At 58.4% G+C, this 23,999-nt stretch carries 27 protein-coding genes; 19 read left to right on the top strand and 8 right to left on the bottom strand.

Going from position 1 to position 23,999, the window contains the following annotated elements:
- Nucleotides 1-60 precede the first annotated feature (60 nt).
- Nucleotides 61-1,038 (bottom strand): flagella biosynthesis regulator Flk, encoded by a 978-nt coding sequence (gene flk, locus ABLV54_RS24145; protein WP_101881363.1) that lies wholly within the window; start codon nt 1,036-1,038, stop codon nt 61-63.
- A gap of 110 nt (nt 1,039-1,148) precedes the next feature.
- On the opposite strand from flk, the gene pdxB reads away from it, so the two are divergent.
- The 10 genes from pdxB to ABLV54_RS24195 all read left to right on the top strand — a co-directional run bounded on the left by pdxB (nt 1,149) and on the right by ABLV54_RS24195 (nt 10,976).
- The gene (pdxB, locus tag ABLV54_RS24150) at nt 1,149-2,285 is read left to right on the top strand and encodes a 4-phosphoerythronate dehydrogenase PdxB (RefSeq protein WP_032453607.1); all 1,137 of its coding nucleotides are present in this window, start codon (nt 1,149-1,151) and stop codon (nt 2,283-2,285) included.
- 63 nt (nt 2,286-2,348) lie between these two features.
- A complete protein-coding gene (locus ABLV54_RS24155) occupies nt 2,349-3,362 on the top strand; it encodes an aspartate-semialdehyde dehydrogenase (RefSeq protein ID WP_023290529.1) in 1,014 nt (337 codons plus the stop codon).
- Nucleotides 3,362-4,174: a tRNA pseudouridine(38-40) synthase TruA gene (truA, locus tag ABLV54_RS24160; protein ID WP_032453605.1), complete on the top strand. Its 813-nt coding sequence runs from the start codon at nt 3,362-3,364 to the stop codon at nt 4,172-4,174. The genes ABLV54_RS24155 and truA overlap by 1 nt, the downstream gene beginning before the upstream one ends.
- A 26-nt stretch (nt 4,175-4,200) precedes the next feature.
- Nucleotides 4,201-4,860, top strand: coding sequence for a DedA family protein (locus ABLV54_RS24165; protein ID WP_002913221.1), 660 nt, complete (start codon nt 4,201-4,203; stop codon nt 4,858-4,860).
- Between the two features lie 186 nt (nt 4,861-5,046).
- The gene (gene accD / locus ABLV54_RS24170; protein WP_004201773.1) at nt 5,047-5,967 is read left to right on the top strand and encodes an acetyl-CoA carboxylase, carboxyltransferase subunit beta; all 921 of its coding nucleotides are present in this window, start codon (nt 5,047-5,049) and stop codon (nt 5,965-5,967) included.
- A gap of 75 nt (nt 5,968-6,042) precedes the next feature.
- Complete coding sequence (gene folC, locus ABLV54_RS24175; protein ID WP_023290525.1) at nt 6,043-7,311, top strand: bifunctional tetrahydrofolate synthase/dihydrofolate synthase; 1,269 nt, start codon at nt 6,043-6,045, stop codon at nt 7,309-7,311.
- Nucleotides 7,301-7,996, top strand: coding sequence for a cell division protein DedD (dedD, locus tag ABLV54_RS24180; protein WP_023290524.1), 696 nt, complete (start codon nt 7,301-7,303; stop codon nt 7,994-7,996). Before folC ends, dedD begins: the two co-directional genes overlap by 11 nt.
- A gap of 218 nt (nt 7,997-8,214) precedes the next feature.
- Nucleotides 8,215-8,703, top strand: a complete 489-nt coding sequence (gene cvpA, locus ABLV54_RS24185) for a colicin V production protein (protein ID WP_023290523.1) — start codon at nt 8,215-8,217, stop codon at nt 8,701-8,703.
- Nucleotides 8,704-8,736: 33 nt separating this feature from the next.
- A complete protein-coding gene (gene purF / locus ABLV54_RS24190) occupies nt 8,737-10,254 on the top strand; it encodes an amidophosphoribosyltransferase (RefSeq protein ID WP_004180758.1) in 1,518 nt (505 codons plus the stop codon).
- Nucleotides 10,255-10,391: 137 nt separating this feature from the next.
- Nucleotides 10,392-10,976 carry a UbiX family flavin prenyltransferase gene (locus ABLV54_RS24195; protein WP_023290522.1) on the top strand — a complete coding sequence of 195 codons (585 nt, stop codon included), beginning with the start codon at nt 10,392-10,394 and terminating at the stop codon, nt 10,974-10,976.
- Nucleotides 10,977-11,041: 65 nt separating this feature from the next.
- Here the strand turns inward: ABLV54_RS24195 and ABLV54_RS24200 are convergent, their stop codons facing one another.
- On the bottom strand, nt 11,042-11,203 hold the full coding sequence (locus ABLV54_RS24200) for a hypothetical protein (protein ID WP_032424512.1): 162 nt from the start codon (nt 11,201-11,203) through the stop codon (nt 11,042-11,044).
- A gap of 40 nt (nt 11,204-11,243) precedes the next feature.
- On the opposite strand from ABLV54_RS24200, the gene argT reads away from it, so the two are divergent.
- From argT to hisP, 5 genes are all read left to right on the top strand, one after another.
- Entirely contained in the window at nt 11,244-12,026 is a 783-nt protein-coding gene (argT, locus tag ABLV54_RS24205; RefSeq protein WP_004180753.1) for a lysine/arginine/ornithine ABC transporter substrate-binding protein ArgT, read from the top strand.
- A gap of 267 nt (nt 12,027-12,293) precedes the next feature.
- Nucleotides 12,294-13,076, top strand: coding sequence for a histidine ABC transporter substrate-binding protein HisJ (gene hisJ, locus ABLV54_RS24210; protein WP_002913209.1), 783 nt, complete (start codon nt 12,294-12,296; stop codon nt 13,074-13,076).
- Between the two features lie 66 nt (nt 13,077-13,142).
- Nucleotides 13,143-13,829, top strand: coding sequence for a histidine ABC transporter permease HisQ (locus ABLV54_RS24215; RefSeq protein WP_023290521.1), 687 nt, complete (start codon nt 13,143-13,145; stop codon nt 13,827-13,829).
- Nucleotides 13,826-14,542, top strand: coding sequence for a histidine ABC transporter permease HisM (gene hisM, locus ABLV54_RS24220; RefSeq protein WP_002913207.1), 717 nt, complete (start codon nt 13,826-13,828; stop codon nt 14,540-14,542). The genes ABLV54_RS24215 and hisM overlap by 4 nt, the downstream gene beginning before the upstream one ends.
- Nucleotides 14,543-14,549: 7 nt before the next feature.
- Complete coding sequence (gene hisP / locus ABLV54_RS24225; protein ID WP_002913206.1) at nt 14,550-15,323, top strand: histidine ABC transporter ATP-binding protein HisP; 774 nt, start codon at nt 14,550-14,552, stop codon at nt 15,321-15,323.
- Nucleotides 15,324-15,328: 5 nt separating this feature from the next.
- Here the strand turns inward: hisP and ABLV54_RS24230 are convergent, their stop codons facing one another.
- Nucleotides 15,329-15,856 (bottom strand): GNAT family N-acetyltransferase, encoded by a 528-nt coding sequence (locus ABLV54_RS24230; RefSeq protein WP_101881362.1) that lies wholly within the window; start codon nt 15,854-15,856, stop codon nt 15,329-15,331.
- A 128-nt stretch (nt 15,857-15,984) separates the two neighbouring features.
- On the opposite strand from ABLV54_RS24230, the gene ABLV54_RS24235 reads away from it, so the two are divergent.
- The gene (locus ABLV54_RS24235; protein WP_032453602.1) at nt 15,985-16,092 is read left to right on the top strand and encodes a hypothetical protein; all 108 of its coding nucleotides are present in this window, start codon (nt 15,985-15,987) and stop codon (nt 16,090-16,092) included.
- Here ABLV54_RS24235 and ABLV54_RS24240 read toward each other — a convergent pair.
- From ABLV54_RS24240 to yfcG, 3 genes are all read right to left on the bottom strand, one after another.
- Entirely contained in the window at nt 16,072-16,965 is an 894-nt protein-coding gene (locus ABLV54_RS24240; protein ID WP_017899519.1) for a TIGR01777 family oxidoreductase, read from the bottom strand. The genes ABLV54_RS24235 and ABLV54_RS24240 overlap by 21 nt on opposite strands.
- Nucleotides 16,966-16,983: 18 nt before the next feature.
- Nucleotides 16,984-17,346, bottom strand: coding sequence for a dihydroneopterin triphosphate 2'-epimerase (gene folX, locus ABLV54_RS24245; RefSeq protein WP_002913200.1), 363 nt, complete (start codon nt 17,344-17,346; stop codon nt 16,984-16,986).
- Between the two features lie 65 nt (nt 17,347-17,411).
- Complete coding sequence (gene yfcG / locus ABLV54_RS24250) at nt 17,412-18,041, bottom strand: GSH-dependent disulfide bond oxidoreductase (RefSeq protein ID WP_101881361.1); 630 nt, start codon at nt 18,039-18,041, stop codon at nt 17,412-17,414.
- A 180-nt stretch (nt 18,042-18,221) separates the two neighbouring features.
- On the opposite strand from yfcG, the gene yfcF reads away from it, so the two are divergent.
- The 3 genes from yfcF to yfcD are packed head-to-tail and all read left to right on the top strand — an operon-like array spanning nt 18,222 to nt 20,083.
- Entirely contained in the window at nt 18,222-18,866 is a 645-nt protein-coding gene (gene yfcF / locus ABLV54_RS24255; RefSeq protein ID WP_032453600.1) for a glutathione transferase, read from the top strand.
- A 56-nt stretch (nt 18,867-18,922) separates the two neighbouring features.
- Nucleotides 18,923-19,474 carry a phosphodiesterase gene (gene yfcE / locus ABLV54_RS24260; RefSeq protein ID WP_023290517.1) on the top strand — a complete coding sequence of 184 codons (552 nt, stop codon included), beginning with the start codon at nt 18,923-18,925 and terminating at the stop codon, nt 19,472-19,474.
- A gap of 57 nt (nt 19,475-19,531) precedes the next feature.
- On the top strand, nt 19,532-20,083 hold the full coding sequence (yfcD, locus tag ABLV54_RS24265) for an NUDIX hydrolase YfcD (RefSeq protein ID WP_002913197.1): 552 nt from the start codon (nt 19,532-19,534) through the stop codon (nt 20,081-20,083).
- Nucleotides 20,084-20,173: 90 nt separating this feature from the next.
- Here the strand turns inward: yfcD and pta are convergent, their stop codons facing one another.
- Both pta and ackA read right to left on the bottom strand, forming a co-directional pair.
- Nucleotides 20,174-22,321: a phosphate acetyltransferase gene (pta, locus tag ABLV54_RS24270; RefSeq protein ID WP_032453599.1), complete on the bottom strand. Its 2,148-nt coding sequence runs from the start codon at nt 22,319-22,321 to the stop codon at nt 20,174-20,176.
- 199 nt (nt 22,322-22,520) lie between these two features.
- A complete protein-coding gene (gene ackA / locus ABLV54_RS24275; protein ID WP_348814243.1) occupies nt 22,521-23,723 on the bottom strand; it encodes an acetate kinase in 1,203 nt (400 codons plus the stop codon).
- Nucleotides 23,724-23,999 lie beyond the last annotated feature (276 nt).

A 23,999-nucleotide genomic window follows, 5' to 3' on the forward strand; every position in this document is an offset into this window, starting at 1 on the left:
AGTAAACACTGCGGCGTTTGGCATCAAAGGGTGCAGTGAACGCCGCCAGTGCCTGCTGGGCTACAGCAGGAGCCACAGCACCAGGAGCAGGACAACCGCGCCCAGCGCCAGCTGCCAGGGCTTAGCGGCCCATGTCCGCCGGGTCGCGGGCTCCTCCTGCGGGATCGCCAGCGTCTCCTGGGCGCGGGCTACCCGCAGCACAAACACCTTATTCAGCAGCGCCAGGATCTGCGCCGGACTCAGCGTGGTCTGCGGCGTGACCTGCCAGTTGCGACGGGCAAAGTCGACAATCTTCTGCCACTCCGCGGCCTCCAGCGGCTGCTTGAGCGCCCCCTGCAGCGAGGTAAGCGTGGGCGCGCTTTGCGCGCTGAGCGTCTGCCGCGCCTGCAGCCAGTACGAAAGCGGCGTGAAGTGCGTCGCCGGGATCAGCTCCCCGGACTTGACGCCGCAAAGTTCCAGCATGGACTGCCAAATCAGTTTGCTTGGTTCGCCGGTGGCGGCCGCCAACTTAGTCACCAGCTGATTGAGCGTGTTGTGCTCGGCCGGCAGCAGTGGACGAAGGGTCGGCGGGCGCTGCTGCGGCTGCGGGATCGACAGCTGACCGCGCTGCAGCAGATGCAGAATGTTCTCCAGTTGCGACTGGCTGAGGGCATGCAGCGCCGTTTGCCCATAATGCTGACGAATATAATCGCTCACCGCCTGGCGGTTATTGCCCTGGCCGAGCAGATCGCTGAGCTGCGCCAGGGTCTGGCGATGATGATGATTGTCCTGCGCGGCGGCCAGGCGCTGGTTGAGACTGGCCTCGGCGGCGCTGAAATGGCGGGCCAGCAGGGGCGTGTCGCCTTTCAGTCCGAGGTCATGTTTGACGCAGGCCCACACTTCCGCATTCTGCTGCGAGGTCAGCGCCACCAGGCGCGTGATCAGTCGCTCCAGGACGGTGCGTTGCTGCATGGAAAGCGAAGATTCGCCGGTGGCGGCAGTGCCTGATGGGCCTCGCCCTGGAGGACGGTCTGGCATATCTGCAAGGGGGTGCGTCATGATTCATCCTTTCGATATCGCGGTGCTGGAACCAGGTGATGAGTATGCCTGGCGGCCAGATTATGGCACACTTCCCCGGTTAACTCTCGTTCTCAGACAGGTACTGAACTGTGAAAATCCTCGTTGATGAAAATATGCCCTATGCCCGTGAGCTTTTTAGCCGTTTAGGCGACGTGCAGGCGATCCCGGGCCGCCCGGTCCCGGCCGATGCCCTGACCGATGCGGATGCCTTAATGGTGCGCTCGGTCACCCGGGTCAATGAAGCATTGCTTGCCGGCAAGGCCATCAGGTTCGTCGGCACCGCGACCGCAGGCACCGATCATGTCGATCAGGCGTGGCTGCAGCAGGCGGGGATTGGTTTCTCCGCGGCGCCAGGCTGCAACGCCATTGCGGTGGTGGAGTATGTCTTTTCATCGCTGCTGATGCTGGCCGAACGTGACGGCTTCGCGCTGCGCGATCGCACCGTCGGGATTGTCGGCGTCGGTAACGTCGGCGGGCGGCTGCAAAAGCGTCTGGAGGCGCTGGGCATCAAAACTCTGCTCTGCGATCCGCCGCGCGCTGACCGCGGCGACGAAGGCGACTTCCGCTCCCTTGACGATCTGGTCCAGCAGGCCGATGTCCTCACCTTCCATACCCCGCTGTATAAAGAAGGACAATATAAAACGTTGCATCTGGCGGATGAGGCGCTGATTAGCCGCCTGAAGCCCGGAACGATTTTGATCAACGCCTGCCGCGGGCCGGTGGTGGATAACGCCGCGTTGCTGAAACGCCTGGAAGCCGGTCAGTCCCTGAGCGTGGTGCTGGACGTTTGGGAGCCGGAGCCGGATCTCAACATAGCGCTTCTCAAGCGGGTGGATATCGGCACGGCGCATATCGCCGGCTACACCCTTGAAGGGAAGGCGCGCGGGACGACGCAGGTATTCGAAGCCTATAGCGCCTTTATCGGTCATCCGCAGCAGGTGGCGCTGGATACCCTGCTGCCGGCCCCGGAGTTTGGCCGCATCACCCTGCATGGCCCGCTCGATCAGCCGACGCTGAAAAGACTGGTTCATTTGGTGTATGATGTGCGCCGCGATGATGCGCCGCTGCGGAAGGTGGCGGGCGTCGCCGGTGAATTCGACAAGCTGCGTAAAAATTATCAGGAACGTCGCGAATGGTCTTCGCTGTACGTGCAGTGCAGCGATGAGCAGGCGGCGACGCTGTTGCGCCAGCTCGGTTTTAACGCCGTGCATCATCCTGTTCGTTAATGTCTTCTTAATGCCCCTGCCGGATACTCCGGCAGGGCCGCTTTATTTCTGGAGTAAACCACCATGTCTGAAGGCTGGAATATTGCCGTACTGGGCGCAACGGGCGCCGTAGGCGAAGCCCTGCTCGAAACTCTCGCTGAACGCCAGTTCCCGGTGGGGGAGATTTTTGCTCTGGCGCGCAATGAAAGCGCGGGCGAACATCTGCGTTTTGGTGGCAAGTCGGTGATCGTCAAGGACGCCGCCGAGTTTGACTGGACCCAGGCCCAGCTGGCTTTCTTTGCCGCAGGCGTCGAAGCCAGCGCAGCGTATGTCGAAGATGCGACAAACGCCGGATGTCTGGTTATCGATCTCAGCGGCCTGTTTGCGCTGGAGCCGGACGTACCGCTGGTGGTGCCGGACGTGAACCCGTTCGTGTTAGGCGATTACCGCAACCGCAATCTGATTGCGGTGCCCAATAGTCTGACCAGCCAGCTGCTGACGGCGCTGAAGCCGCTTATCGATCAGGGTGGACTGTCGCGTATTAGCGTCACTAACCTGCTCTCCGCCTCAGGGCAGGGGAAAAAAGCGGTGGATGCGCTGGCAGGGCAGAGCGCCAAGCTGCTGAACGGCATCCCCATCGATGAAGACGATTTCTTTGGCCGCCAGCTGGCCTTCAACATGCTGCCGCTGCTGCCGGATCGTGAAGGTAGCGTGCGCGAAGAGCGCCGTATCGTCGATGAAGCGCGCAAAATTCTTCAGGATGACGGGCTGATGATCTCCGCCAGCGTCGTCCAGTCGCCGGTCTTCTACGGCCATGCGCAGATGGTGAACTTTGAAGCGATGCGTCCGCTGGCGGCGGAAGAGGCGCGTGACGCCTTTACCCGCGGCGAGGAGATCGAACTTTCTGAAGAGGGCGAATTCCCCACTCAGGTTGGCGACGCCTCCGGCAACGCCCGTCTCTCCATCGGCTGCGTGCATAATGATTACGGTATGCCGGAGCAAGTCCAGTTCTGGTCGGTGGCGGATAACGTCCGCTTCGGCGGCGCGCTGATGGCGGTGAAGATCGCCGAGAAGCTGATTGAGGAGTACCTGTACTGATGTCTGAGATGGAGCAACAGCCGGTCTGTAAAATCGCGCTGGGCATCGAGTACGACGGTAGCAAATATTACGGCTGGCAGCGGCAAAACGAAGTACGCAGCGTGCAGGAGAAGCTGGAAAAGGCGCTCTCGCAGGTGGCGAACGAACCCATTACCGTCTTTTGCGCCGGCCGCACCGACGCCGGTGTCCATGGCACCGGCCAGGTGGTGCATTTCGAAACCCGGGCGCAGCGTAAAGATGCCGCCTGGACGTTGGGGGTAAATGCGAATTTACCTGGTGACATCGCGGTGCGTTGGGTCAAACATGTCCCGGCGGATTTTCACGCCCGGTTCAGCGCCACGGCGCGCCGCTATCGTTACGTCATCTATAATCATCGCCTGCGTCCGGCGGTATTAAGTCAGGGCGTCACGCATTTTCACCAGCCGCTCGACGCCGCGCGCATGCAGCGTGCCGCACAGTGTCTGCTGGGGGAGAATGACTTTACCTCGTTTCGCGCGGTGCAGTGCCAGTCGCGTACCCCGTGGCGCAACGTGATGCATATTAACGTTACCCGCTACGGCGCTTATGTGGTGGTGGATATCAAAGCGAATGCCTTTGTACATCATATGGTCAGGAATATTGTGGGCAGCCTGATGGAAATCGGGGCCGGAAACCAGCCGGAGAGCTGGATGGCAGAACTGCTGGCAGCAAAAGACAGGACGCTCGCTGCGGCAACGGCAAAAGCGGAAGGGTTGTATCTGGTGTCGGTGGATTACCCGGCCCATTATGATTTACCGGTGCTGCCAATGGGCCCGCTGTTTCTGGCGGACTAATAGGGTCATTAAGGGTAAAGACAAACATGGACTTGATTCACTTTTTAATTGATTTCATCCTGCATATTGATGTGCACCTGGCCGAGCTGGTCGCCCAGTATGGCGTCTGGGTTTATGCCATTCTGTTTTTGATTCTGTTCTGCGAAACCGGGCTGGTGGTAACGCCGTTCCTGCCGGGGGATTCCCTGCTGTTCGTCGCGGGCGCGCTCTCGGCCCTGCCCACCAACGATCTGAATGTCCACCTGATGGTATTGCTGATGGTCATCGCGGCTATCGTCGGCGATGCGGTCAACTACACCATTGGCCGGCTTTTCGGCGAAAAGCTGTTCAGCAACCCGAACTCGAAGATTTTCCGTCGCAGCTATCTGGATAAAACCCATAGCTTCTACGAACGTCACGGCGGAAAAACCATTATCCTGGCGCGCTTTGTGCCGATAGTCCGAACCTTCGCGCCGTTTGTGGCGGGAATGGGGCATATGTCCTATCGTCATTTTGCGGCCTATAACGTCGTCGGGGCGCTGCTGTGGGTGCTGCTGTTCACCTACGCCGGCTATCTGTTTGGCGATCTGCCGGTGGTGCAGGAGAACCTGAAGCTGCTGATCGTGGCGATCATCGTGCTTTCCGTCCTGCCGGGCGTGATTGAGATTATTCGCCATAAGCGGGCGGCGGCGAAGCAGGCGAAGTAGTTTAGCCTGCGTTGCGCGTGACGGTGCACGAGCGTCACGCGCAGCGGTTTGACCACTTTTTTATCCCATGTTCCGGGATGATATGATTTAATGTGCAACATTCATGGTCTGTAAGAGGCAAAAATGGCATTATGCGCCCCTTACGACAAAACTGGCATCGACCAGGTTCAGGCAGAAAGGTTATCAATGAGCTGGATTGAACGAATTAAAAGCAACATCACTCCCACCCGCAAGGCGAGCATTCCTGAGGGTGTATGGACCAAGTGCGACAGCTGCGGTCAGGTACTCTACCGCGCCGAGCTGGAGCGCAACCTGGAGGTTTGTCCTAAGTGCGATCACCATATGCGCATGTCGGCGCGTAATCGCCTGCATAGCCTGTTGGATGAAGGTTCCCTGGTGGAACTGGGTAGCGAACTTGAGCCAAAAGATGTGCTGAAGTTCCGCGATTCAAAAAAATACAAAGACCGCCTGGCGTCCGCTCAAAAAGAGACGGGCGAAAAAGACGCGCTGGTGGTGATGAAAGGTACGCTCTACGCGATGCCGGTGGTGGCCGCGGCCTTTGAATTCTCCTTTATGGGGGGATCGATGGGTTCCGTCGTTGGCGCACGCTTTGTGCGCGCGGTGGAGCAGGCGCTGGAAGATAACTGCCCGCTGATCTGCTTCTCCGCCTCCGGTGGCGCCCGTATGCAGGAAGCGCTGATGTCGCTGATGCAGATGGCGAAAACCTCCGCGGCACTGGCAAAAATGCAGGAGCGCGGATTACCGTACATCTCTGTGCTGACCGACCCGACCATGGGCGGCGTATCGGCGAGCTTTGCGATGCTGGGCGACCTGAACATTGCCGAGCCGAAAGCGCTGATCGGCTTTGCCGGTCCTCGCGTCATTGAGCAGACCGTACGTGAGAAGCTGCCGCCGGGATTCCAGCGCAGTGAGTTCCTGATTGAAAAAGGGGCGATCGATATGATCGTTCGCCGTCCGGAAATGCGTCTCAAGCTGGCCAGCATTCTGGCGAAGCTGATGAACCTGCCGGCGCCGGTTGCCGCTTCGGAAACGCCTCATGAAGGCGTGGTGGTGCCGCCGGCACCGGATCAGGAACCCGAGGCCTGATAAAGCAGAGGGCAGGGCCTGGCGGCGCTGCCCTTTTTTATTCAAACGCGTTAACCGTCAATTCTTGCGGGCATCATGGAAAAAGATCCTATTCCTCAGGCCACGTCGCCCCTGGCTACGTGGCTTTCTTATCTGGAACATCTGCACAGTAAAACCATCGACCTGGGGCTGGCGCGCGTCAGCGAGGTCGCGCGGCAGATGGATATCGTCAAACCGGCGCCGTTCGTCTTTACGGTCGCGGGCACCAATGGCAAAGGCACCACCTGCCGCACGCTGGAAACGGTCCTGATGGCGGCGGGCTATAAAGTGGGTGTCTACAGCTCTCCGCATCTGGTGCGCTACACCGAACGCGTGCGCATTCAGGGCGCGGAACTGCCGGAGGCAGCGCATACGGCCTCGTTTGCGGAGATTGAAGCGGCGCGGGGCGACATCTCGCTGACCTATTTTGAGTACGGCACGCTCTCTGCGCTATGGTTGTTTAAGCAGGCGCAGCTGGATGTGGTGATCCTGGAGGTGGGCCTCGGCGGCCGTCTCGACGCCACCAATATCGTGGATGCCGACGTCGCCGTGGTCACCAGCATCGCCCTCGATCATACCGACTGGCTGGGACCGGATCGCGACAGTATCGGCCGGGAGAAAGCCGGTATCTTCCGTGCCGGTAAACCGGCGGTGGTAGGGGAGCCGGATATGCCGCATACCATTGCTGAAGTGGCGCGCGAGAAGGGCGCGCTGCTCCAGCGCCGCGGCGTCGACTGGCGCTATGAGGTGGAAGGCGAGACATGGTCCTTCCGCGACGCGGGCGGGGCGTTAAGCCGCCTGCCGCTGCCTCAGGTGCCGTTGCCGAATGCCGCCACGGCCGTGGCGGCGCTGCGCGCCAGCGGCCTTGCCGTGGATGACGCTATCCTGCGCGCGGGGATCCGCGACGCGATGCTGCCGGGACGCTTTCAGATTATCAGCGACGCCCCGCGGGTGATCCTCGATGTGGCGCATAACCCGCACGCGGCGGCTTATCTCGCCGGGCGTCTCAAAACGTTAGCGAAAACGGGACGCGTGCTGGCGGTTATTGGTATGCTGCATGATAAGGACATCGCCGGTACGCTGGCCAATCTGACGCCGGAAGTTGACGTCTGGTACTGCGCGCCGCTGGAGGGTCCGCGCGGGGCGACGGCGGAGCAGCTGGTGGAACATTTGCGTGGCGGCACAGTCTATAGCAGCGTGGCGCAGGCATGGCGCGCGGCCATGGCTGACGCTCAAGCGGAAGATACAGTGCTGGTGTGTGGTTCATTTCACACGGTAGCGCAGGTAATGGAAGAGATTGACGCGGGGAGAATCGGTGGCGAGTAAGTTTCAGAACCGTTTAGTCGGGACAATCGTGCTGGTGGCGCTGGGGGTGATTATCCTGCCAGGGCTGCTGGACGGGCAGAAAAAGCATTATCAGGATGAGTTTGCCGCGATCCCGCTGGTGCCGAAACCCGGCGATCGCGATGAACCTGATATGCTGCCGGCGGCGACTCAGGCGCTGCCTTCGCAGCCGCCGGAAGGGGCGGCGGAGGAGGTGCGGGCTGGCGATGCCGCTGCGCCATCGTTAGATCCGTCGCGTATCCCGGTGAACAGCAACAGCTTCGATGACGTTCAGGAGCCGGTGGTTGCCGCGAAACCGCAGCCTAAACCCCAGCCGAAGCCGCAGCCGAAGCCGCAACAGCAGGCTGCTACGCCTACCCCTCCGCCGGCTAAGCCTCAGCAGCAGCAACCACCGCAGCAGCAGGCGGCCCTGCCGGCACCGACCGGCAAGGCCTATGTGGTCCAGCTGGGCGCGTTGAAGAACGCCGATAAGGTGAACGAGATCGTCGGTAAACTACGGGCATCGGGCTTCAAAGTCTATACGTCGCCTTCGACGCCGGTACAGGGTAAAATTACCCGTATCCTCGTCGGCCCGGATGCGTCAAAAGACAAGCTGAAGGGCCAGTTGGGCGATCTGCAACAGATCTCCGGGCTCAGCGGGGTGGTGATGGGCTTCACCCCGAACTGATGGTTTTTTTCCGCCATGCGGAGAGAACGCGGCGGGGCTAAACGCCCCGCAAACCCTGTCTCAGCCGCCCTGAAGAGGCGAAAGGCAGTCTGGCGTTGAATGTTTTTTCAGCGCCATTTTTATTTCTGTAGGGCAAGGAAATCCCTACGCAAACGTTTTCTTTTTCTGTTAGAATGCGCCCCGAACTGGACGACAGGGCGTAAAATCGTGGGACGTATATGGTCTGGATTGATTACGCCATTATGGCGGTGCTGGGTCTTTCTTGCCTGGTCAGCCTGATCCGCGGCTTCGTTCGCGAAGCTTTATCGTTAGTCACGTGGGGTTGCGCGTTTTATGTCGCCAGCCACTACTACGCTGACCTGTCTGTCTGGTTTACGGGCTTTGAGGATGAACGGGTTCGAAATGGGATTGCTATTGCGGCGCTGTTTATCGTGACGCTCATCGTTGGCGCTATCGTGAACTATGTGATAGGCCAGCTGGTGGAGAAGACCGGTTTGTCAGGTACCGACAGGGTATTGGGGATCTGCTTCGGCGCGCTACGTGGGGTGCTGATCATCGCCGCTATCCTGTTCTTCCTTGACACCTTTACCGGGATGGCGAAGAGCGATGACTGGCAGCAGTCGCAGTTTATTCCCTATTTTACCCCCGTCATCAGATGGTTTTTTGAATACCTGCAAAGCTCGTCAAGTTTCTTGCCTAAAGTATAGACTTTGGGTCGTTGCTGAACGAGGAAAAGACGTATGTGCGGTATTGTCGGTATCGCCGGTGTTATGCCGGTTAACCAGTCGATTTATGATGCGCTAACGGTGCTCCAGCACCGTGGACAGGATGCCGCTGGCATCATCACCATTGATGCCAACAACTGCTTCCGGTTGCGTAAGGCTAACGGGCTGGTAAGCGACGTATTCGAAGCCCGCCATATGCAGCGTATGCAGGGCAATATGGGTATTGGCCACGTGCGTTACCCCACGGCGGGCAGCTCCAGCGCCTCCGAAGCGCAGCCGTTTTACGTCAACTCGCCGTATGGCATCACGTTGGCGCATAACGGCAACCTGACCAACGCCCATGAGCTGCGTAAAAAGCTGTTTGAAGAAAAACGCCGCCATATCAATACCACCTCAGATTCCGAAATCCTCCTCAATATTTTCGCCAGTGAGCTGGATAACTTCCGTCACTACCCACTGGAAGCGGACAACATCTTTGCCGCGATTGCGGCGACCAACCGCCTGATCCGCGGCGCGTACGCTTGCGTGGCGATGATCATCGGTCATGGCATGGTGGCCTTCCGCGACCCGAACGGCATTCGTCCGCTGGTACTGGGCAAACGTGACGTAGGCGATGGCCGCACCGAGTATATGGTGGCCTCGGAAAGCGTGGCGCTTGACACCCTTGGCTTTGAATTCCTGCGCGATGTGGCGCCGGGCGAAGCGGTTTATATTACCGAGAAGGGCCAGCTGTTTACCCGTCAGTGCGCCGATAACCCGGTCAGCAACCCGTGCCTGTTCGAGTATGTCTATTTTGCCCGTCCGGACTCGTTTATCGACAAAATTTCCGTCTACAGCGCCCGCGTCAATATGGGGACTAAGCTTGGCGAAAAGATTGCCCGCGAGTGGGAAGATCTGGATATTGACGTCGTTATCCCGATCCCGGAGACCTCCTGCGATATCGCGCTGGAGATCGCCCGCATCCTTGACAAGCCTTATCGTCAGGGCTTCGTGAAGAACCGCTACGTCGGCCGCACATTTATCATGCCGGGTCAGCAGCTGCGTCGTAAGTCTGTGCGCCGCAAGCTCAACGCCAACCGTGCGGAGTTCCGCGATAAGAACGTGCTGCTGGTGGACGATTCCATCGTCCGCGGCACCACCTCGGAGCAGATCATCGAGATGGCGCGCGAAGCAGGGGCGAAAAAAGTGTATCTGGCCTCAGCCGCGCCGGAAATTCGTTTCCCGAACGTGTACGGTATCGATATGCCGACCGCCAACGAACTCATCGCCCATGGCCGCGAAGTGGATGAGATCCGCCAGATCATCGGCGCCGATGGCCTGATTTTCCAGGATCTCAACGATCTGATCGAAGCGGTGCGCGCGGAAAATCCGGATATTCAGCAGTTTGAATGCTCAGTGTTCAACGGGGTATACGTCACCCGGGATGTCGACCAGCAGTACCTCGACTACCTCGATTCCCTGCGTAACGATGATGCCAAAGCGGTTCAGCTGCAGAACGAAGTCGAAAACCTCGAGATGCACAACGAGGGTTAAGCCGTTCGCGCGTCGCGGGCCCGCCGTTCCTGATGGAAGGCGGGCCTTTTTTTCGCCCGGCAACCGTGCGTCAATGGTTGCGCCAACGGCTATAATCCGGCAAAGTCTGCGGCACGACGCGCAAGGGGTAACTGAACGTGAAACGACTGATTATTGGCATTTCCGGCGCCAGCGGCGCCATCTATGGCGTGCGGATGCTGCAGGTGCTACGGGATGTGCCGGATATTGAAACCCATTTGATCCTCAGCCAGGCGGCGCGCCAGACGCTGGCGATGGAGACCGACTTTACCGTGCGTGAAGTGCAGGCGCTGGCTGATGTGGTGCATGATGCCCGCGATATCGCCGCCAGCATCTCCTCCGGCTCGTTTAAAACCGCCGGGATGGTGATTTTACCCTGCTCAATGAAAACGCTCTCGGGTATTGTCCATAGCTACACGGATGGTCTGCTGACGCGGGCGGCGGATGTGGTGCTGAAGGAGCGTCGTCCGCTTGTGCTCTGCGTGCGGGAGACCCCGTTCCATCTTGGCCATCTGCGTCTGCTGGTGCAGGCCGCGGAGCTGGGGGCGGTGATTATGCCGCCGGTGCCGGCCTTCTACCATCGGCCGCAAAGCCTGGATGATGTTATCAACCAGACCGTCAACCGGGTGCTCGATCAGTTCGACATTAGCCTGGAACAAGACTTGTTTACTCGCTGGCAAGGGGCCCAGGATTGCACCAAATAGGTGCGTGAAATGTACGCTTGCGCTGCGGTGGTGCAAATTTGTCGTCCCGATCAAATCCTCGACATTTATTTCGTCTTTTTGCGCTCAGGCGCTGCGGTTTCGCCAGTAATGCTGGTATCTTCCCTTTTAAGACAATCCTGCAACTTTATTTTAACAAATTTAACCCTGTTCCCGGCACGCACCGGGAAGATGGCACAAAAACTGCAGGATTGCTCGGCAATCACCATAACAAGCAACGCACCACATCACGACACTTAAGGGTACTGTATGAAGAAGACGATTCTGGCTCTCTCTTTACTCGTGGGAATGAGCAGCACGGCCAGCGTATTCGCTGCTCTGCCGCAGAGCATTCGCATTGGCACTGACGCGACCTATGCGCCGTTTTCGTCGAAAGACGCGAAAGGGGACTTTGTTGGCTTTGATATCGATTTAGGCAATGAACTGTGCTCCCGTATTAAGGTGAAATGTACCTGGGTCGGCAGTGATTTTGACTCCCTGATCCCCTCCCTCAAGGCGAAGAAAATTGACGCCATCATCTCCTCGCTCTCCATCACCGAGAAGCGCCAGCAAGAGATCGCCTTCTCTGACAAGCTTTATGCCGCCGACTCCCGTCTGATCGCGGCCAAAGGCTCGCCGATCCAGCCGACGCTGGAAGCGCTGAAAGGTAAACACGTCGGCGTGCTGCAGGGCTCCACGCAGGAAGCCTATGCTAACGATCGCTGGCGCAGCCAGGGCGTTGACGTGGTGGCCTATCAAAACCAGGACCTGATCTATTCCGACCTCTCCGCGGGTCGTCTGGATGCGGCGCTGCAGGATGAAGTCGCCGCCAGCGAAGGCTTCCTCAAACAGCCCGCCGGGAAAGATTTCGCCTTCGCCGGCCCGTCGGTTAAAGACAAAAAGTACTTTGGCGACGGCACCGGTATCGGCCTGCGTAAGGACGACGCCGAGCTGAAAGCCGCGTTTGATAAAGCGCTGGGCGAGATGCGCAAAGACGGCACCTACGACAAAATGGCGAAGAAATACTTCGATTTTAACGTCTACGGCGACTAAGACTGCCGCAGGCCCGCGCTATCGGGTGGGCCTGCCGCCATGCTCGTGTAAAAGCCCTGAAAAGGTGCATCGCCAGACGCTGTGGATCATTTTAGTGCAAAGGCGGCCGCTTTTGTGGCTAAAAAATGCATAGTTAAGCGTTTGTGATGCAAAAAAATGGCCTTTCTGGTGCATAAATCTTTGCCCTCAAGGGGCGAATAATGGCACGATAACTGGTGTTAATAGTTCTAATAAACCCGTTAGAATGACAGTCTGTCGAGGATAGTTATGAAAAAACTGGCGTTGTCTCTCTCTTTAGCGCTGGCCCTTTCCAGCGTTTCCACGGTCTTTGCCGCTATTCCGCAAAAAATTCGTATCGGTACCGATCCGACTTATGCTCCCTTCGAATCGAAGAATGCGCAGGGGGAATTGGTGGGTTTTGATATCGATCTGGCAAAAGAGCTGTGTAAGCGTATTAATACCCAATGTACCTTTGTGGAAAACCCGCTGGATGCGCTGATCCCCTCTTTAAAAGCGAAGAAAATCGACGCGATTATGTCTTCGCTGTCGATTACCGAAAAGCGTCAACAGGAAATCGCTTTCACCGACAAACTGTATGCGGCTGATTCGCGTCTGGTGGTGAAAAAGGGCAGCCCCGTGACGCCGGACCTCGCCACCCTGAAGGGGAAGCGCGTGGGCGTGCTGCAGGGCACGACGCAGGAAACTTATGGTAATGAGCACTGGGCGCCGAAAGGTATCGAGATTGTCTCTTATCAGGGACAGGACAATATCTATTCCGACCTGACCGCCGGCCGTATTGATGCCGCTTTCCAGGATGAGGTCGCGGCCAGCGAAGGGTTCCTGAAACAGCCTATCGGTAAAGATTACCAGTTTGGCGGTCCGTCGATTAAAGACGAAAAGCTGTTCGGCGTCGGCACCGGTATGGGGCTGCGTAAGGAAGACAACGAACTGCGTGAAGCGCTGAATAAGGCGTTTGCAGAGATGCGTAAGGACGGCACCTACGACAAGCTGGCGAAAAAATATTTCGATTTTAACGTATACGGCGAATAATTCTCACGCCTCACCACTGCGCGTCCGATTCACGCGCAGTGGTGGATGACAGACAGGGTAGGCAGCATGCTGTATGGGTTTTCACAGGTTATTTTGCAGGGTGCGCTCGTCACCCTGGAGCTTGCGCTCAGCTCGGTCGTTCTCGCCGTCCTGATCGGGCTGGCGGGCGCGGGCGCAAAGCTATCGAGCAACCGTCCTCTGGCGCTGGTGTTTGAAGGCTATACCACACTGATCCGCGGCGTCCCCGACCTGGTGCTGATGCTGTTGATTTTCTACGGCCTGCAGATTGCGCTCAACAGCGTCACCGACGCGTTGGGCATGTCGCAGTTTGATATTGACCCGATGATCGCCGGGATAATTACCCTTGGCTTTATCTATGGCGCCTATTTTACGGAAACCTTCCGCGGCGCCTACCTGGCGGTGCCGAAGGGGCATATCGAAGCGGCCACCGCCTTTGGCTTCAGCGGCGGGCAGACGTTCCGGCGCATCCTGTTCCCGGCGATGATGCGCTACGCGCTGCCGGGGATCGGCAACAACTGGCAGGTTATCCTCAAGGCGACGGCGCTGGTCTCGCTGCTGGGGCTGGAGGATGTGGTCAAAGCCACGCAGCTGGCGGGCAAAAGCACCTGGCAGCCGTTCTACTTCGCCATCGTCTGCGGCCTGATTTATCTGGTGTTTACCACCCTGTCTAATGGCGTACTGCTGCTGCTCGAACGCCGCTATACCGTTGGCGTGAAGAGGGCTGACCTGTGATTGAAATTATTCAGGAGTACTGGAAATCACTGCTGTGGACCGACGGCTATCGCTTTACCGGCGTGGCGATTACCTTATGGTTGCTGATCTCTTCGGTGGTCATGGGAGGCATCCTGGCGGTCTTTCTGGCTATCGGCCGCGTTTCGAGCAATAAGTTCATCCAGTTTCCCATCTGGCTGTTTACTTACATATTTCGCGGCACGCCGCTGTACGTGCAGCTATTGGTCTTTTACTCCGGCATGTACACCCTGGAAATCGTCAAAGGCACTGAACTGCTGAACGCCTTTTTCCGCAGTGGGTTAAACTGTACGGTGCTGGCGCTGACCCTGAACACCTGCGCCTATACCACCGAAATTTTCGCCGGCGCGATCCGCTCGGTACCGGCGGGCGAAATTGAAGCGGCGCGGGCCTACGGCTTCTCTTCGGTCAAACTGTACCGCTGCATCATCCTGCCTTCCGCGCTGCGGATTGCGCTGCCGGCCTACAGTAACGAAGTGATCCTGATGCTGCACTCAACGGCGCTGGCGTTTACCGCCACGGTGCCGGATCTGCTGAAAATCGCCCGCGATATCAACTCGGCCACCTATCAACCGTTCACCGCCTTCGGTATCGCAGCGGTGCTCTATTTAATTATCTCGTATGTGCTGATTAGCTTGTTCCGCAAAGCGGAAAAGCGCTGGTTGCAGCATATCAAACCTTCTTCAACGCATTGAGAACGCCATGTCCGACAATAAATTAAACGTTATCGATCTGCATAAACGCTATGGGGAACACGAGGTGCTGAAGGGCGTCTCGCTGCAGGCGAAAGCCGGGGACGTTATCAGTATCATCGGTTCATCGGGTTCCGGGAAAAGTACCTTTTTGCGTTGTATTAACTTCCTTGAAAAACCGAGCGAAGGCACGATCGTCGTCAGCGGCCAGAATATTGGCCTGGTACGGGATAAAGACGGCCAGCTGAAGGTAGCCGACAAGAATCAGCTGCGCCTGCTGCGCACCCGGTTGACCATGGTGTTTCAGCATTTCAATCTGTGGAGCCATATGACGGTGCTGGAGAACGTCATGGAGGCGCCGATTCAGGTGCTGGGCTTAAGCAAACAGGAAGCGCGCGAACGGGCGGTAAAATACCTGGCCAAGGTCGGGATAGACGAACGTCAGCAGGCGAAATACCCGGTGCATCTTTCCGGCGGCCAGCAGCAGCGTGTCTCTATTGCCCGCGCGCTGGCGATGGAGCCGGAGGTGCTGCTGTTTGATGAGCCGACCTCCGCGCTGGATCCGGAGCTGGTGGGCGAAGTGTTACGCATTATGCAGCAGCTGGCGGAAGAGGGGAAAACCATGGTGGTGGTGACCCACGAAATGGGCTTTGCCCGCCACGTCTCTTCGCATGTCATTTTCCTGCATCAGGGAAAAATTGAAGAAGAAGGGCATCCGGACGCGCTGTTCGGCGCGCCGAAAAGCCCGCGCCTGCAGCAGTTTCTGAAAGGTTCGCTGAAATAAACAGCTCACCCGGCGTCCGCGGGCGCCGGGTGGGATCCACGCTCCAGCCGGTAGATCCAGTCATCGTAATCGACGCCGTTCAGATGATAGGCTTTCTCCAGCACCTGCGTGCGTACAAAGCCCTGCTTCTCCAGCAGGCGCGATGAGCCACGATTCTCTGCCAAAACCCAGGCATTGATAGCCCGCACCCCCAGCGTACTGAAACCATAATCGCAGATCGCCCGCAGCGCTTCGCTGGCATACCCTTTTCCCTGAGCCTCGGGCAGCAGCGCATAGCCGACGTCGGCCTCGTGCGGATTTTTAGGGCTGATGCGAAGCCCAATATCGCCCAGCGCATCGCCGTGCTGATTATGCAGAACATACACGCCGGGATCGGCGCAGCGACTGGCGAACACGCTGCGCAATGCCTCCTCGCTTAACATTTCGCCCATAAAACGCATCACCTGCGGATCCTGGCGCAGGCGCAGAAAAAAGGGCCAGTCATCGGTAACAAAGCGGGTAAGCGAAAGGCGAGGCGTGGTGATGGTCGTCATAAGGCAGTCAATACGAAGAAGGAAAGGCCTACCTTAGCACTTTACTCCGCCTGGTAACACCGGCGAACCGGCCCGCTGGCGATGAACTCAGGCGCTTCAGGGCGCGGGTTCTCCGGGATAGGGCGACGCTGCAGCGCCAGGCTGAGACCATCCAGGCGTGGGGCATTAGCCAGCAGAATGGAATCAGGGGAGCCAATGCACCCCCGTGTCAGCCATTAACTCAGCACATCCTTTAGCGCTTCGTCGAGATCGTACCAGCGGAAGGCGAAGCCGGCGGCTTCCAGCCGCTTAGGCAGCGCGCGCTGACCGCCGAGCACCAGGACGGCGGATTCGCCCATCAGCAGGCGGATGGCGGCGGCGGGGACGCGGAAAATCGCCGGTCGATTGAGCGCATGACCCAGCGCGTGGGCGAACTGCTCGTTATGCACGGGATAGGGCGAAACCATATTGAACGGGCCGCGCAGATCGTTATCCAGCAGCCACAGAATGCCGTTAACCATATCGTCGATATGGATCCAGGCCAGGTACTGTCTGCCGCTGCCGATAGGCCCGCCGAGGCCGAGCTTAAAGGCTGGGGTCATTTTGCCGAGAATACCGCCCCGCGGCGCCAGTACCACGCCGGTGCGCAGCAGACAGACGCGAGTGCGCTCGCTTTGCGCTTCGCAGGCAATTTGCTCCCAGCGGGCGCAGAGCTTATGGGTAAACTCATTGTGCGGCGGCTCTTCTTCGGTCACCACCACTTCGCCGAGGTCGCCGTAATAGCCGGTGGCTGACCCGCTGATCAGCACGGAGGGAGGGGTGTCGCTGGCGTGGATCAGGCCCACCAACCGCTGAGTGAGATCCCAGCGACTATGGCATAAGCGCTGTTTCTGTTCGGCGGTCCAGCGTTTATCGGCGATAGGCTCGCCCGCCAGATTGATGACGGCATCGATGTCATTGAGGTGGTGATGGCCCTCGAAATCGCGCCACAGCGTGACGCGCGGATCGAGACGGGCGCGGGCGGTATCCGGATGCCGGGTGGAGACCGTGACGCTATGCCCGAGCTCCAGCAATCTGGGTATCAGATGTCGGCCAATCAGGCCGGTACCACCAGTAAGCAGGATCTTCATACCACCTCCCTGACATGGTTAGCGCCGCCAGCTCATGGTCATGGATACCGAGTCGGCATAGCGCAGCGCGTGAAGTTTATCGATCTCCACTTCAGCATATGTGACCCAGTGATGTTCGCATGCGATATTCAGCACATCCTGAGTTAATTTTTCCAGCAGTGAAAAACGACCATTCTCAAGATGGCTGATGATGCGTTTGGTAATGGTGCGGTAGTTCAACGCATCATTAATGTCCTCGCTGTCGCGCGCTTTATCGGCAGGGTAGTGAATGGCCACATTCACCACCACGTCCTGGCGGTTGGCGATCTCTTCCTCTTTAATACCAATAAAAGTACGCAGGCGCAGGTTCTTAATACGAATAATGGCGTCTGGTTGAGACATTGCAGGCTTCCTCCGTGGTGTAAGTCCTGCAATCATACAACAAAGCGCGACGGGCGAGCAGGGGGTTAATAAGACTGAATTTTTAGCATCGCTTCCACCGTCGCCGGCCGCTGCTTAATGCGCTCATACCAGTTATGCACCGCCGGATAGTTCGCCAGATCGATCCGCTGGCGGACATGGCAGTTCACCCAGGGCCAGGCGGCGATGTCGGCGATGCTGTAGTGGTCCCCGCCCAGCCACGGGCTTGATCCCAGGCGGTGATTCAGTACCCCGTAGAGTCGCTGGGTTTCCACCTGAAAACGCTCAATCGCGTAGGGCACGGTTTGCGGCGCTGAGTGGGAAAAATGCTGATTTTGCCCCAGCATCGGTCCCAGGCCGCCGACCTGCCAGAACAGCCACTGCAGGGTGGTATAGCGCGCCCGCAGCTCCCCGCTCAGCAGCTTGCCGCTTTTTTCCGCCAGATAGAGCAGAATGGCGCCGGACTCAAAGACGCTCAACGGCGCGCTGCCGTCAGCAGGCATGTGGTCGACGATAGCCGGAATTTTGTTATTCGGCGAAATCGCCAGAAACTGCGGATGAAACTGCTCCCCTTTACCGATATCGACCCGGATTAGCCGATAAGCCAGCTGCGCCTCTTCGAGAAAGAGGGTGATTTTGTGGCCGTTTGGGGTGGGCGCATAGTAGAGATCGATCATAATATTTCCCGCCGTCGTGGGTCGCAAACTGATCGAGTATAGGTGAAGCTGCGCGACCCGGGAGAAAATCCGCGAGCGGCGCGTCGGTCTGTCGCCAGCCACGCAGCGGGCGAGCAGTGACATCGCCTGTAAGACAGGCTATGTTGGTTTATTGCCCTGTCTACCAACCCTGAGGAAGCTATGAGCCAGCCTGTGATTACCCTGTGGTCCGATGCCGATTTTTTCTCACCGTACGTGATGTCTGTCTATGTCGCGCTGCAGGAAAAGAGCCTGCCTTTTAGCCTTAAAACCATCGACCTGAACCGCGGCGAACATCTGCAGGCCGGCTGGACGGGCTATGCCGCCACCCGTCGCGTACCGCTGCTTGAGGTTGACGATTTCGCGCTGAGCGAGTCTTCGGCGATTACCGAATATCTGGATGAACGTTTCGCGCCGCCTGAGTGGGAGCGCCTTTATCCACACGATCTGCAAAAGCGGGCCCGCGCCCGGCAGATCCAGGCCTGGCTGCGCAGCGATCTGGTGCCCATTCGTGAAGAGCGATCCACCGCCGTGGTGTTTGGCGGAGTGAAAATGCCGGCGCTCAGCGAGGCAGGCAAGCGGTCGGCGGAAAAACTGTTTGCCACCGCGACCACACTGCTGGCCCACGGCGGGCAAAATTTATTCGGCGAATGGTCTATAGCCGACGCCGACCTGGCGCTGATGCTCAATCGTCTGGTTCTCAATGGCGATGAGGTGCCGGAGGCGCTGGCGGATTATGCGGCGTTCCAGTGGCAGCGGGCCTCAATCCAGCGTTACGTGGCGCTTTCCGCCAAACGCGGAGGCTGATAACCCGCTGCGCTTCCGCTATCATAGAGGCATCGTAACCAGTGGAGATGGAACCTATGAAGCTGATGTTTGCCTCCGATATTCATGGTTCGCTGCCCGCCACGGAACGCGTGCTTGAACGTTTCGCGCAAAGTGGCGCCAGGTGGCTGATCATCCTCGGCGATGTGCTTAATCACGGACCGCGCAACGCGTTGCCGGAAGGCTATGCGCCGGCGGAGGTGGCCGAGCGGCTGAACAGCGTGGCGGAGCGCATCATTGCCGTCCGCGGTAACTGCGACAGCGAAGTGGATCAAATGCTGCTTCGTTTTCCCATGACCGCGCCCTGGCAGCAGGTGCTTGGCGAAGGCTATCGCCTGTTTCTGACCCACGGTCATCTGTATAGCCCGGACAATTTGCCGCCACTTGCCGCTGGCGATGTCCTGGCGTATGGCCATACTCATATTCCGGTTGCTGAAAAACGCGGGGCGATCTCTCTGTTTAATCCAGGCTCAGTGAGTATCCCGAAAGGGGGATATTCCGCCAGCTATGGGCTACTGGATGAGGGGCGTCTGCAGGTTTTAGCACTCAATGATAATCAGGTTATTGCAGAGGTCGCAATTTACCCGTAATTTAGCCCTCAATCATAAAGACGCGCCGCAAGAGCGCTTTTAAAGTAAGGTTTCCTGATGGCGGAACAGAATCATTTGGCAAGCACAGAATGGGTCGATATTGTTAATGAAAACAATGAGGTGATAGCACAGTCCAGCCGCGAGCAGATGCGCGCGCAGTGCCTGCGCCACCGGGCGACCTATATCGTCGTTCACGACGGAATGGGGAAAATTCTGGTGCAGCGACGCACCGAGACAAAAGACTTTCATCCGGGCATGCTGGATGCCACCGCCGGCGGTGTCGTGCAGGCTGATGAGCAATTGCTGGAGTCGGCCCGCCGCGAGGCGGAAGAGGAGTTAGGCATCGCCGGGGTGCCGTTCGCCGATCACGGCCAGTTCTACTACGAAGATAAATTCTGCCGCGTCTGGGGAAGCCTGTTCAGCTGCGTTTCCCACGGGCCGTTTGCCCTGCAGGAAGAAGAGGTAAGCGAGGTGTGCTGGTTAACGCCGGAAGAGATCACCGCCCGCTGCGATGAGTTCACGCCCGACTCCCTGAAAGCGCTGGCGCTGTGGATGACCCGCAACGCCGGTAACGAGTATGATGACGCGGAAGAGAGCGAGCGCGAATAATCGCGCGAACGCGTGGCAGCAAACGCTGTTCGCCTCCTGACAAAAAAAGGCAGCCATCTGGCTGCCTTTTGCTTTTCTCTCAGCGAGCGATTACTTCTGCTGCTGAGCTGACTGGATCGCGGTCAGTGCGATGGTGTAGACGATATCGTCTACCAGCGCGCCACGAGACAGATCGTTGACCGGCTTGCGCATACCCTGCAGCATCGGCCCGATGGAGATCAGGTCGGCAGAGCGTTGTACCGCTTTGTAAGTGGTGTTACCGGTGTTCAGATCCGGGAAGATGAACACGGTCGCGCGACCAGCTACCGGCGAGTTCGGCGCTTTGGATTTCGCGACGTCAGCCATCACCGCGGCGTCATACTGCAGCGGACCGTCGATCATCAGGTCAGGACGTTTTTCCTGCGCCAGACGGGTCGCTTCGCGGACTTTTTCTACATCGCTACCCGCGCCGGAAGTACCGGTGGAGTAGGAGAGCATCGCCACGCGCGGTTCGATGCCGAAGGCAATCGCGGAGTCAGCGGACTGAATCGCGATTTCCGCCAGCTGCTCTGCGGTCGGATCCGGGTTGATCGCGCAGTCGCCGTAAACGTAAACCTGTTCCGGCAGCAGCATGAAGAACACCGAAGAGACCAGCGAGCTGCCCGGTGCGGTTTTGATCAGCTGCAGCGGCGGACGAATGGTGTTGGCGGTGGTGTGTACCGCGCCGGACACCAGGCCGTCGACTTCGTCTTGTTCCAGCATCAGGGTGCCGAGAACCACGTTATCTTCCAGCTGCTCGCGGGCGACCGCTTCGGTCATGCCCTTGCTCTTACGCAGTTCGACCAGGCGAGCCACGTAGCTTTCGCGTACCACTTCCGGGTCGACGATTTCGATACCGGCGCCCAGCTCAACGCCCTGCGCTGCCGCAACGCGGTTGATCTCATCCGGGTTACCCAGCAGCACACAGGTGGCGATCCCGCGTTCGGCGCAGATAGCGGCGGCTTTCACGGTACGCGGCTCGTCGCCTTCCGGCAGAACCACGCGTTTGCCGGCTTTGCGCGCCAGCTCGGTCAGCTGGTAGCGGAAGGCTGGTGGGGAGAGACGACGGCTGCGCTCGGAGGTCGCGGTCAGCGATTCGATCCAGTCGGCGTTGATGTAGTTGGCGACGTATTCCTGAACTTTCTCAATGCGCTCGTGATCGTCAACCGGTACTTCGAGGTTGAAGCTCTGCAGGCTCAGGGAGGTCTGCCAGGTGTTGGTGTTGACCATGAATACCGGCAGGCCGGTGGCGAAGGCGCGTTCGCACAGCTTGCTGATGCGCGCGTCCATTTCATAGCCGCCGGTCAGCAGGATGGCGCCGATTTCCACGCCGTTCATCGCAGCCAGGCAGGCGGCAACCAGCACGTCAGGACGATCTGCGGAGGTAACCAGCAGCGAGCCCGCGCGGAAGTGCTCCAGCATGTGCGGGATGCTGCGCGCGCAGAAGGTCACGGATTTGACGCGGCGGGTGTTGATGTCGCCTTCGTTGATGATGGTCGCATTCAGGTGATGGGCCATGTCGATCGCGCGGGTGGCGATCAGATCGAAGCTCCACGGTACGGCGCCCAGCACCGGCAGCGCGCTGCCGTTTTGCAGCTGAGCCGGGTCGATCTTCACGACTTTCGCTTTGGATGAGTCGTCGAAGATTTCTGACAGGTCAGGACGGGTACGGCCCTGCTCGTCGACCGGCGCATTCAGTTTGTTGATGATAACGCCGGTGATGCTGGTGTTTTTCGCGCCGCCAAAGCTATTGCGGGTCAGTTCAATACGCTCGTTCAGCTGTTCTGGCGTATCAGTGCCCTGCGACATCACGAAGACGATTTCCGCGTTCAGGGTTTTGGCGATTTCAAAGTTCAGCGCCTGGGCGAACTGATGCTTACGGGTCGGCACCAGGCCTTCCACCAGTACCACTTCCGCGTCCTGAGTGTTCGCGTGGTAGTTGGCGATGATCTCTTCCATCAGCACATCTTTCTGATTGCTGGAGAGCAGAGACTCAACGTGGTTCATCTTCAGCGGTTCGGCAGCGGTGGTGGTGGAGGAGCTGGCGCGAACGATGGTGGTGGTCTGGTCCGGGGCATCGCCGCCGGAGCGCGGCTGGGCGATAGGTTTAAAGACGCTCAGACGAACGCCTTTGCGTTCCATAGCGCGGATCACACCGAGGCTGACGCTGGTCAGGCCTACGCTGGTACCGGTAGGAATTAACATGATAGTACGGGACACGGTATATCCTCTTTCGTTACCGCCAGTATCAGGCGGGATACAAAACAGCACCACCAGCGACCCGTCATACTCCACGTTGCACGTGCGTTGGCTCTACATGCTCGCCCCGGTCGCGTACGCGCTGTACGCGCCGGGGATCTGCTGTGTCGCCGCTTTCCTGCAGCTCGAAGTATTGCGGGTCAGGGCTGGCGGTGTGGAATTATGCGGTCAGACGGCTGGCGTCTTGCGCGATGACCAGCTCTTCGTTGGTCGGGATAACCACGGCAGGACGGGTGCCTTCTTTGTTGATGAAGCCAGACTTGCCGAAGCGGGCAGCCAGGTTACGCTCATGGTCAACTTCAAAGCCCAGTACGCCCAGTTTGCCCAGCGACAGCTCACGCACCATCGCGGCGTTTTCACCGATGCCACCGGTGAAGATCACGGCGTCGAGACGGCCGTCCATCAGCGCGGTGTAGGAGCCGATGTATTTCGCCAGGCGGTGGCAGTAGACGTCCATCGCGCGTTTAGCGTCGGCTTTTTCCTGGTAGTTGTCTTCCACGTAGCGGCAGTCGCTGGTGACTTCGGTCAGGCCCAGCAGGCCGGACTCTTTGGTCAGCATTTTGTTGATGGCGTCAACGCTCATGCCCAGGGTGTCGTGCAGATGGAAGATGATGGCCGGATCGATATCGCCGGAGCGGGTACCCATCACCAGGCCTTCCAGCGGGGTCAGACCCATGGAGGTGTCAACGCACTTGCCGTTACGAATAGCGGAAACCGAACCACCGTTGCCGAGGTGGCAGGTGATGATGTTCAGCTCTTCAACCGGCTTGTTCAGGATCTTAGCGGCTTCCTGAGTCACGTAGAAGTGGCTGGTGCCGTGCGCGCCGTAACGACGAACGCCGTGCTCTTTGTACAGGCTGTACGGCAGGGCGTAGAGATAGGATTCTTCCGGCATGGTCTGGTGGAACGCCGTATCGAATACTGCCACGTTTTTGTATTTCAGGTGCGGGAAGGATTTCAGCGCTTCAGCGATGCCGATCAGGTGTGCCGGGTTGTGCAGCGGGGCGAAGGACGCGGCGTCTTTAATGCCCTGAATCACGGACTCGTCGATGACTACGGAGCTGGTGTATTTTTCGCCGCCGTGGACGATACGGTGGCCGATTGCGGTCAGCTGAGCAGACAGTTCTGGTTTTTGTGCCAGAATAGTGTTAACGATAAAGTTCAGTGCTTCGCTGTGCGCGGCGCCCGCGCCTAATTCGGCTTCTTGTTTGCCGCCGTCAATTTTCCATTTGATACGGGCTTCCGGCAGGTGGAAGCATTCCGCTAAACCGGACAGGTATTCGTCGCCGTTCACGGCGTCAAGGATAGCAAATTTCAGAGAGGAGCTACCGCAGTTCAGAACCAGTACTAACTTACTCGACATGGAAGTACCTTTTTATGATACGTGGCTAAAAAAACGTCAGTGTGTCATTAGCGTAGCGCAGGATGACCTCGACATTTATGATTAACATCATGCCTTGTTCTGTTTTCAGGCACGATGAGATAAGTACATTTGATTTTATGCCATTTTGCATAATTTTCAGCCAATGGCAGAATATGCGATAATTTGACTAGCCTGGCAAAAGAGTCTATCCGCCCTTTCAGGCGGGCACAGGATACCTGATTGCGGCATCCTTTGCCAAAATCTTTTGAACGATGT

Origin of the sequence: Klebsiella sp. JB_Kp042 (assembly GCF_040065275.1) — a bacterium.
In the GTDB taxonomy this organism is placed as follows: Bacteria; Pseudomonadota; Gammaproteobacteria; order Enterobacterales; family Enterobacteriaceae; genus Klebsiella; species Klebsiella quasipneumoniae.

What these genes read in the sequence shown, in the direction of transcription:
- hisP (WP_002913206.1), top strand. Translation starts at nt 14,550, where the DNA reads ATGTCCGACAATAAATTAAACGTTATCGATCTGCATAAACGCTATGGG.
- purF (WP_004180758.1), top strand. Translation starts at nt 8,737, where the DNA reads ATGTGCGGTATTGTCGGTATCGCCGGTGTTATGCCGGTTAACCAGTCG.
- hisJ (WP_002913209.1), top strand. Translation starts at nt 12,294, where the DNA reads ATGAAAAAACTGGCGTTGTCTCTCTCTTTAGCGCTGGCCCTTTCCAGC.
- yfcG (WP_101881361.1), bottom strand. Translation starts at nt 18,041, where the DNA reads ATGATCGATCTCTACTATGCGCCCACCCCAAACGGCCACAAAATCACC.
- ABLV54_RS24240 (WP_017899519.1), bottom strand. Translation starts at nt 16,965, where the DNA reads ATGAAGATCCTGCTTACTGGTGGTACCGGCCTGATTGGCCGACATCTG.
- ackA (WP_348814243.1), bottom strand. Translation starts at nt 23,723, where the DNA reads ATGTCGAGTAAGTTAGTACTGGTTCTGAACTGCGGTAGCTCCTCTCTG.
- argT (WP_004180753.1), top strand. Translation starts at nt 11,244, where the DNA reads ATGAAGAAGACGATTCTGGCTCTCTCTTTACTCGTGGGAATGAGCAGC.
- ABLV54_RS24230 (WP_101881362.1), bottom strand. Translation starts at nt 15,856, where the DNA reads ATGACGACCATCACCACGCCTCGCCTTTCGCTTACCCGCTTTGTTACC.
- yfcD (WP_002913197.1), top strand. Translation starts at nt 19,532, where the DNA reads ATGGCGGAACAGAATCATTTGGCAAGCACAGAATGGGTCGATATTGTT.
- folX (WP_002913200.1), bottom strand. Translation starts at nt 17,346, where the DNA reads ATGTCTCAACCAGACGCCATTATTCGTATTAAGAACCTGCGCCTGCGT.
- ABLV54_RS24165 (WP_002913221.1), top strand. Translation starts at nt 4,201, where the DNA reads ATGGACTTGATTCACTTTTTAATTGATTTCATCCTGCATATTGATGTG.
- ABLV54_RS24155 (WP_023290529.1), top strand. Translation starts at nt 2,349, where the DNA reads ATGTCTGAAGGCTGGAATATTGCCGTACTGGGCGCAACGGGCGCCGTA.
- folC (WP_023290525.1), top strand. Translation starts at nt 6,043, where the DNA reads ATGGAAAAAGATCCTATTCCTCAGGCCACGTCGCCCCTGGCTACGTGG.
- ABLV54_RS24215 (WP_023290521.1), top strand. Translation starts at nt 13,143, where the DNA reads ATGCTGTATGGGTTTTCACAGGTTATTTTGCAGGGTGCGCTCGTCACC.
- cvpA (WP_023290523.1), top strand. Translation starts at nt 8,215, where the DNA reads ATGGTCTGGATTGATTACGCCATTATGGCGGTGCTGGGTCTTTCTTGC.
- yfcF (WP_032453600.1), top strand. Translation starts at nt 18,222, where the DNA reads ATGAGCCAGCCTGTGATTACCCTGTGGTCCGATGCCGATTTTTTCTCA.
- ABLV54_RS24200 (WP_032424512.1), bottom strand. Translation starts at nt 11,203, where the DNA reads ATGGTGATTGCCGAGCAATCCTGCAGTTTTTGTGCCATCTTCCCGGTG.
- yfcE (WP_023290517.1), top strand. Translation starts at nt 18,923, where the DNA reads ATGAAGCTGATGTTTGCCTCCGATATTCATGGTTCGCTGCCCGCCACG.
- truA (WP_032453605.1), top strand. Translation starts at nt 3,362, where the DNA reads ATGTCTGAGATGGAGCAACAGCCGGTCTGTAAAATCGCGCTGGGCATC.
- accD (WP_004201773.1), top strand. Translation starts at nt 5,047, where the DNA reads ATGAGCTGGATTGAACGAATTAAAAGCAACATCACTCCCACCCGCAAG.
- flk (WP_101881363.1), bottom strand. Translation starts at nt 1,038, where the DNA reads ATGACGCACCCCCTTGCAGATATGCCAGACCGTCCTCCAGGGCGAGGC.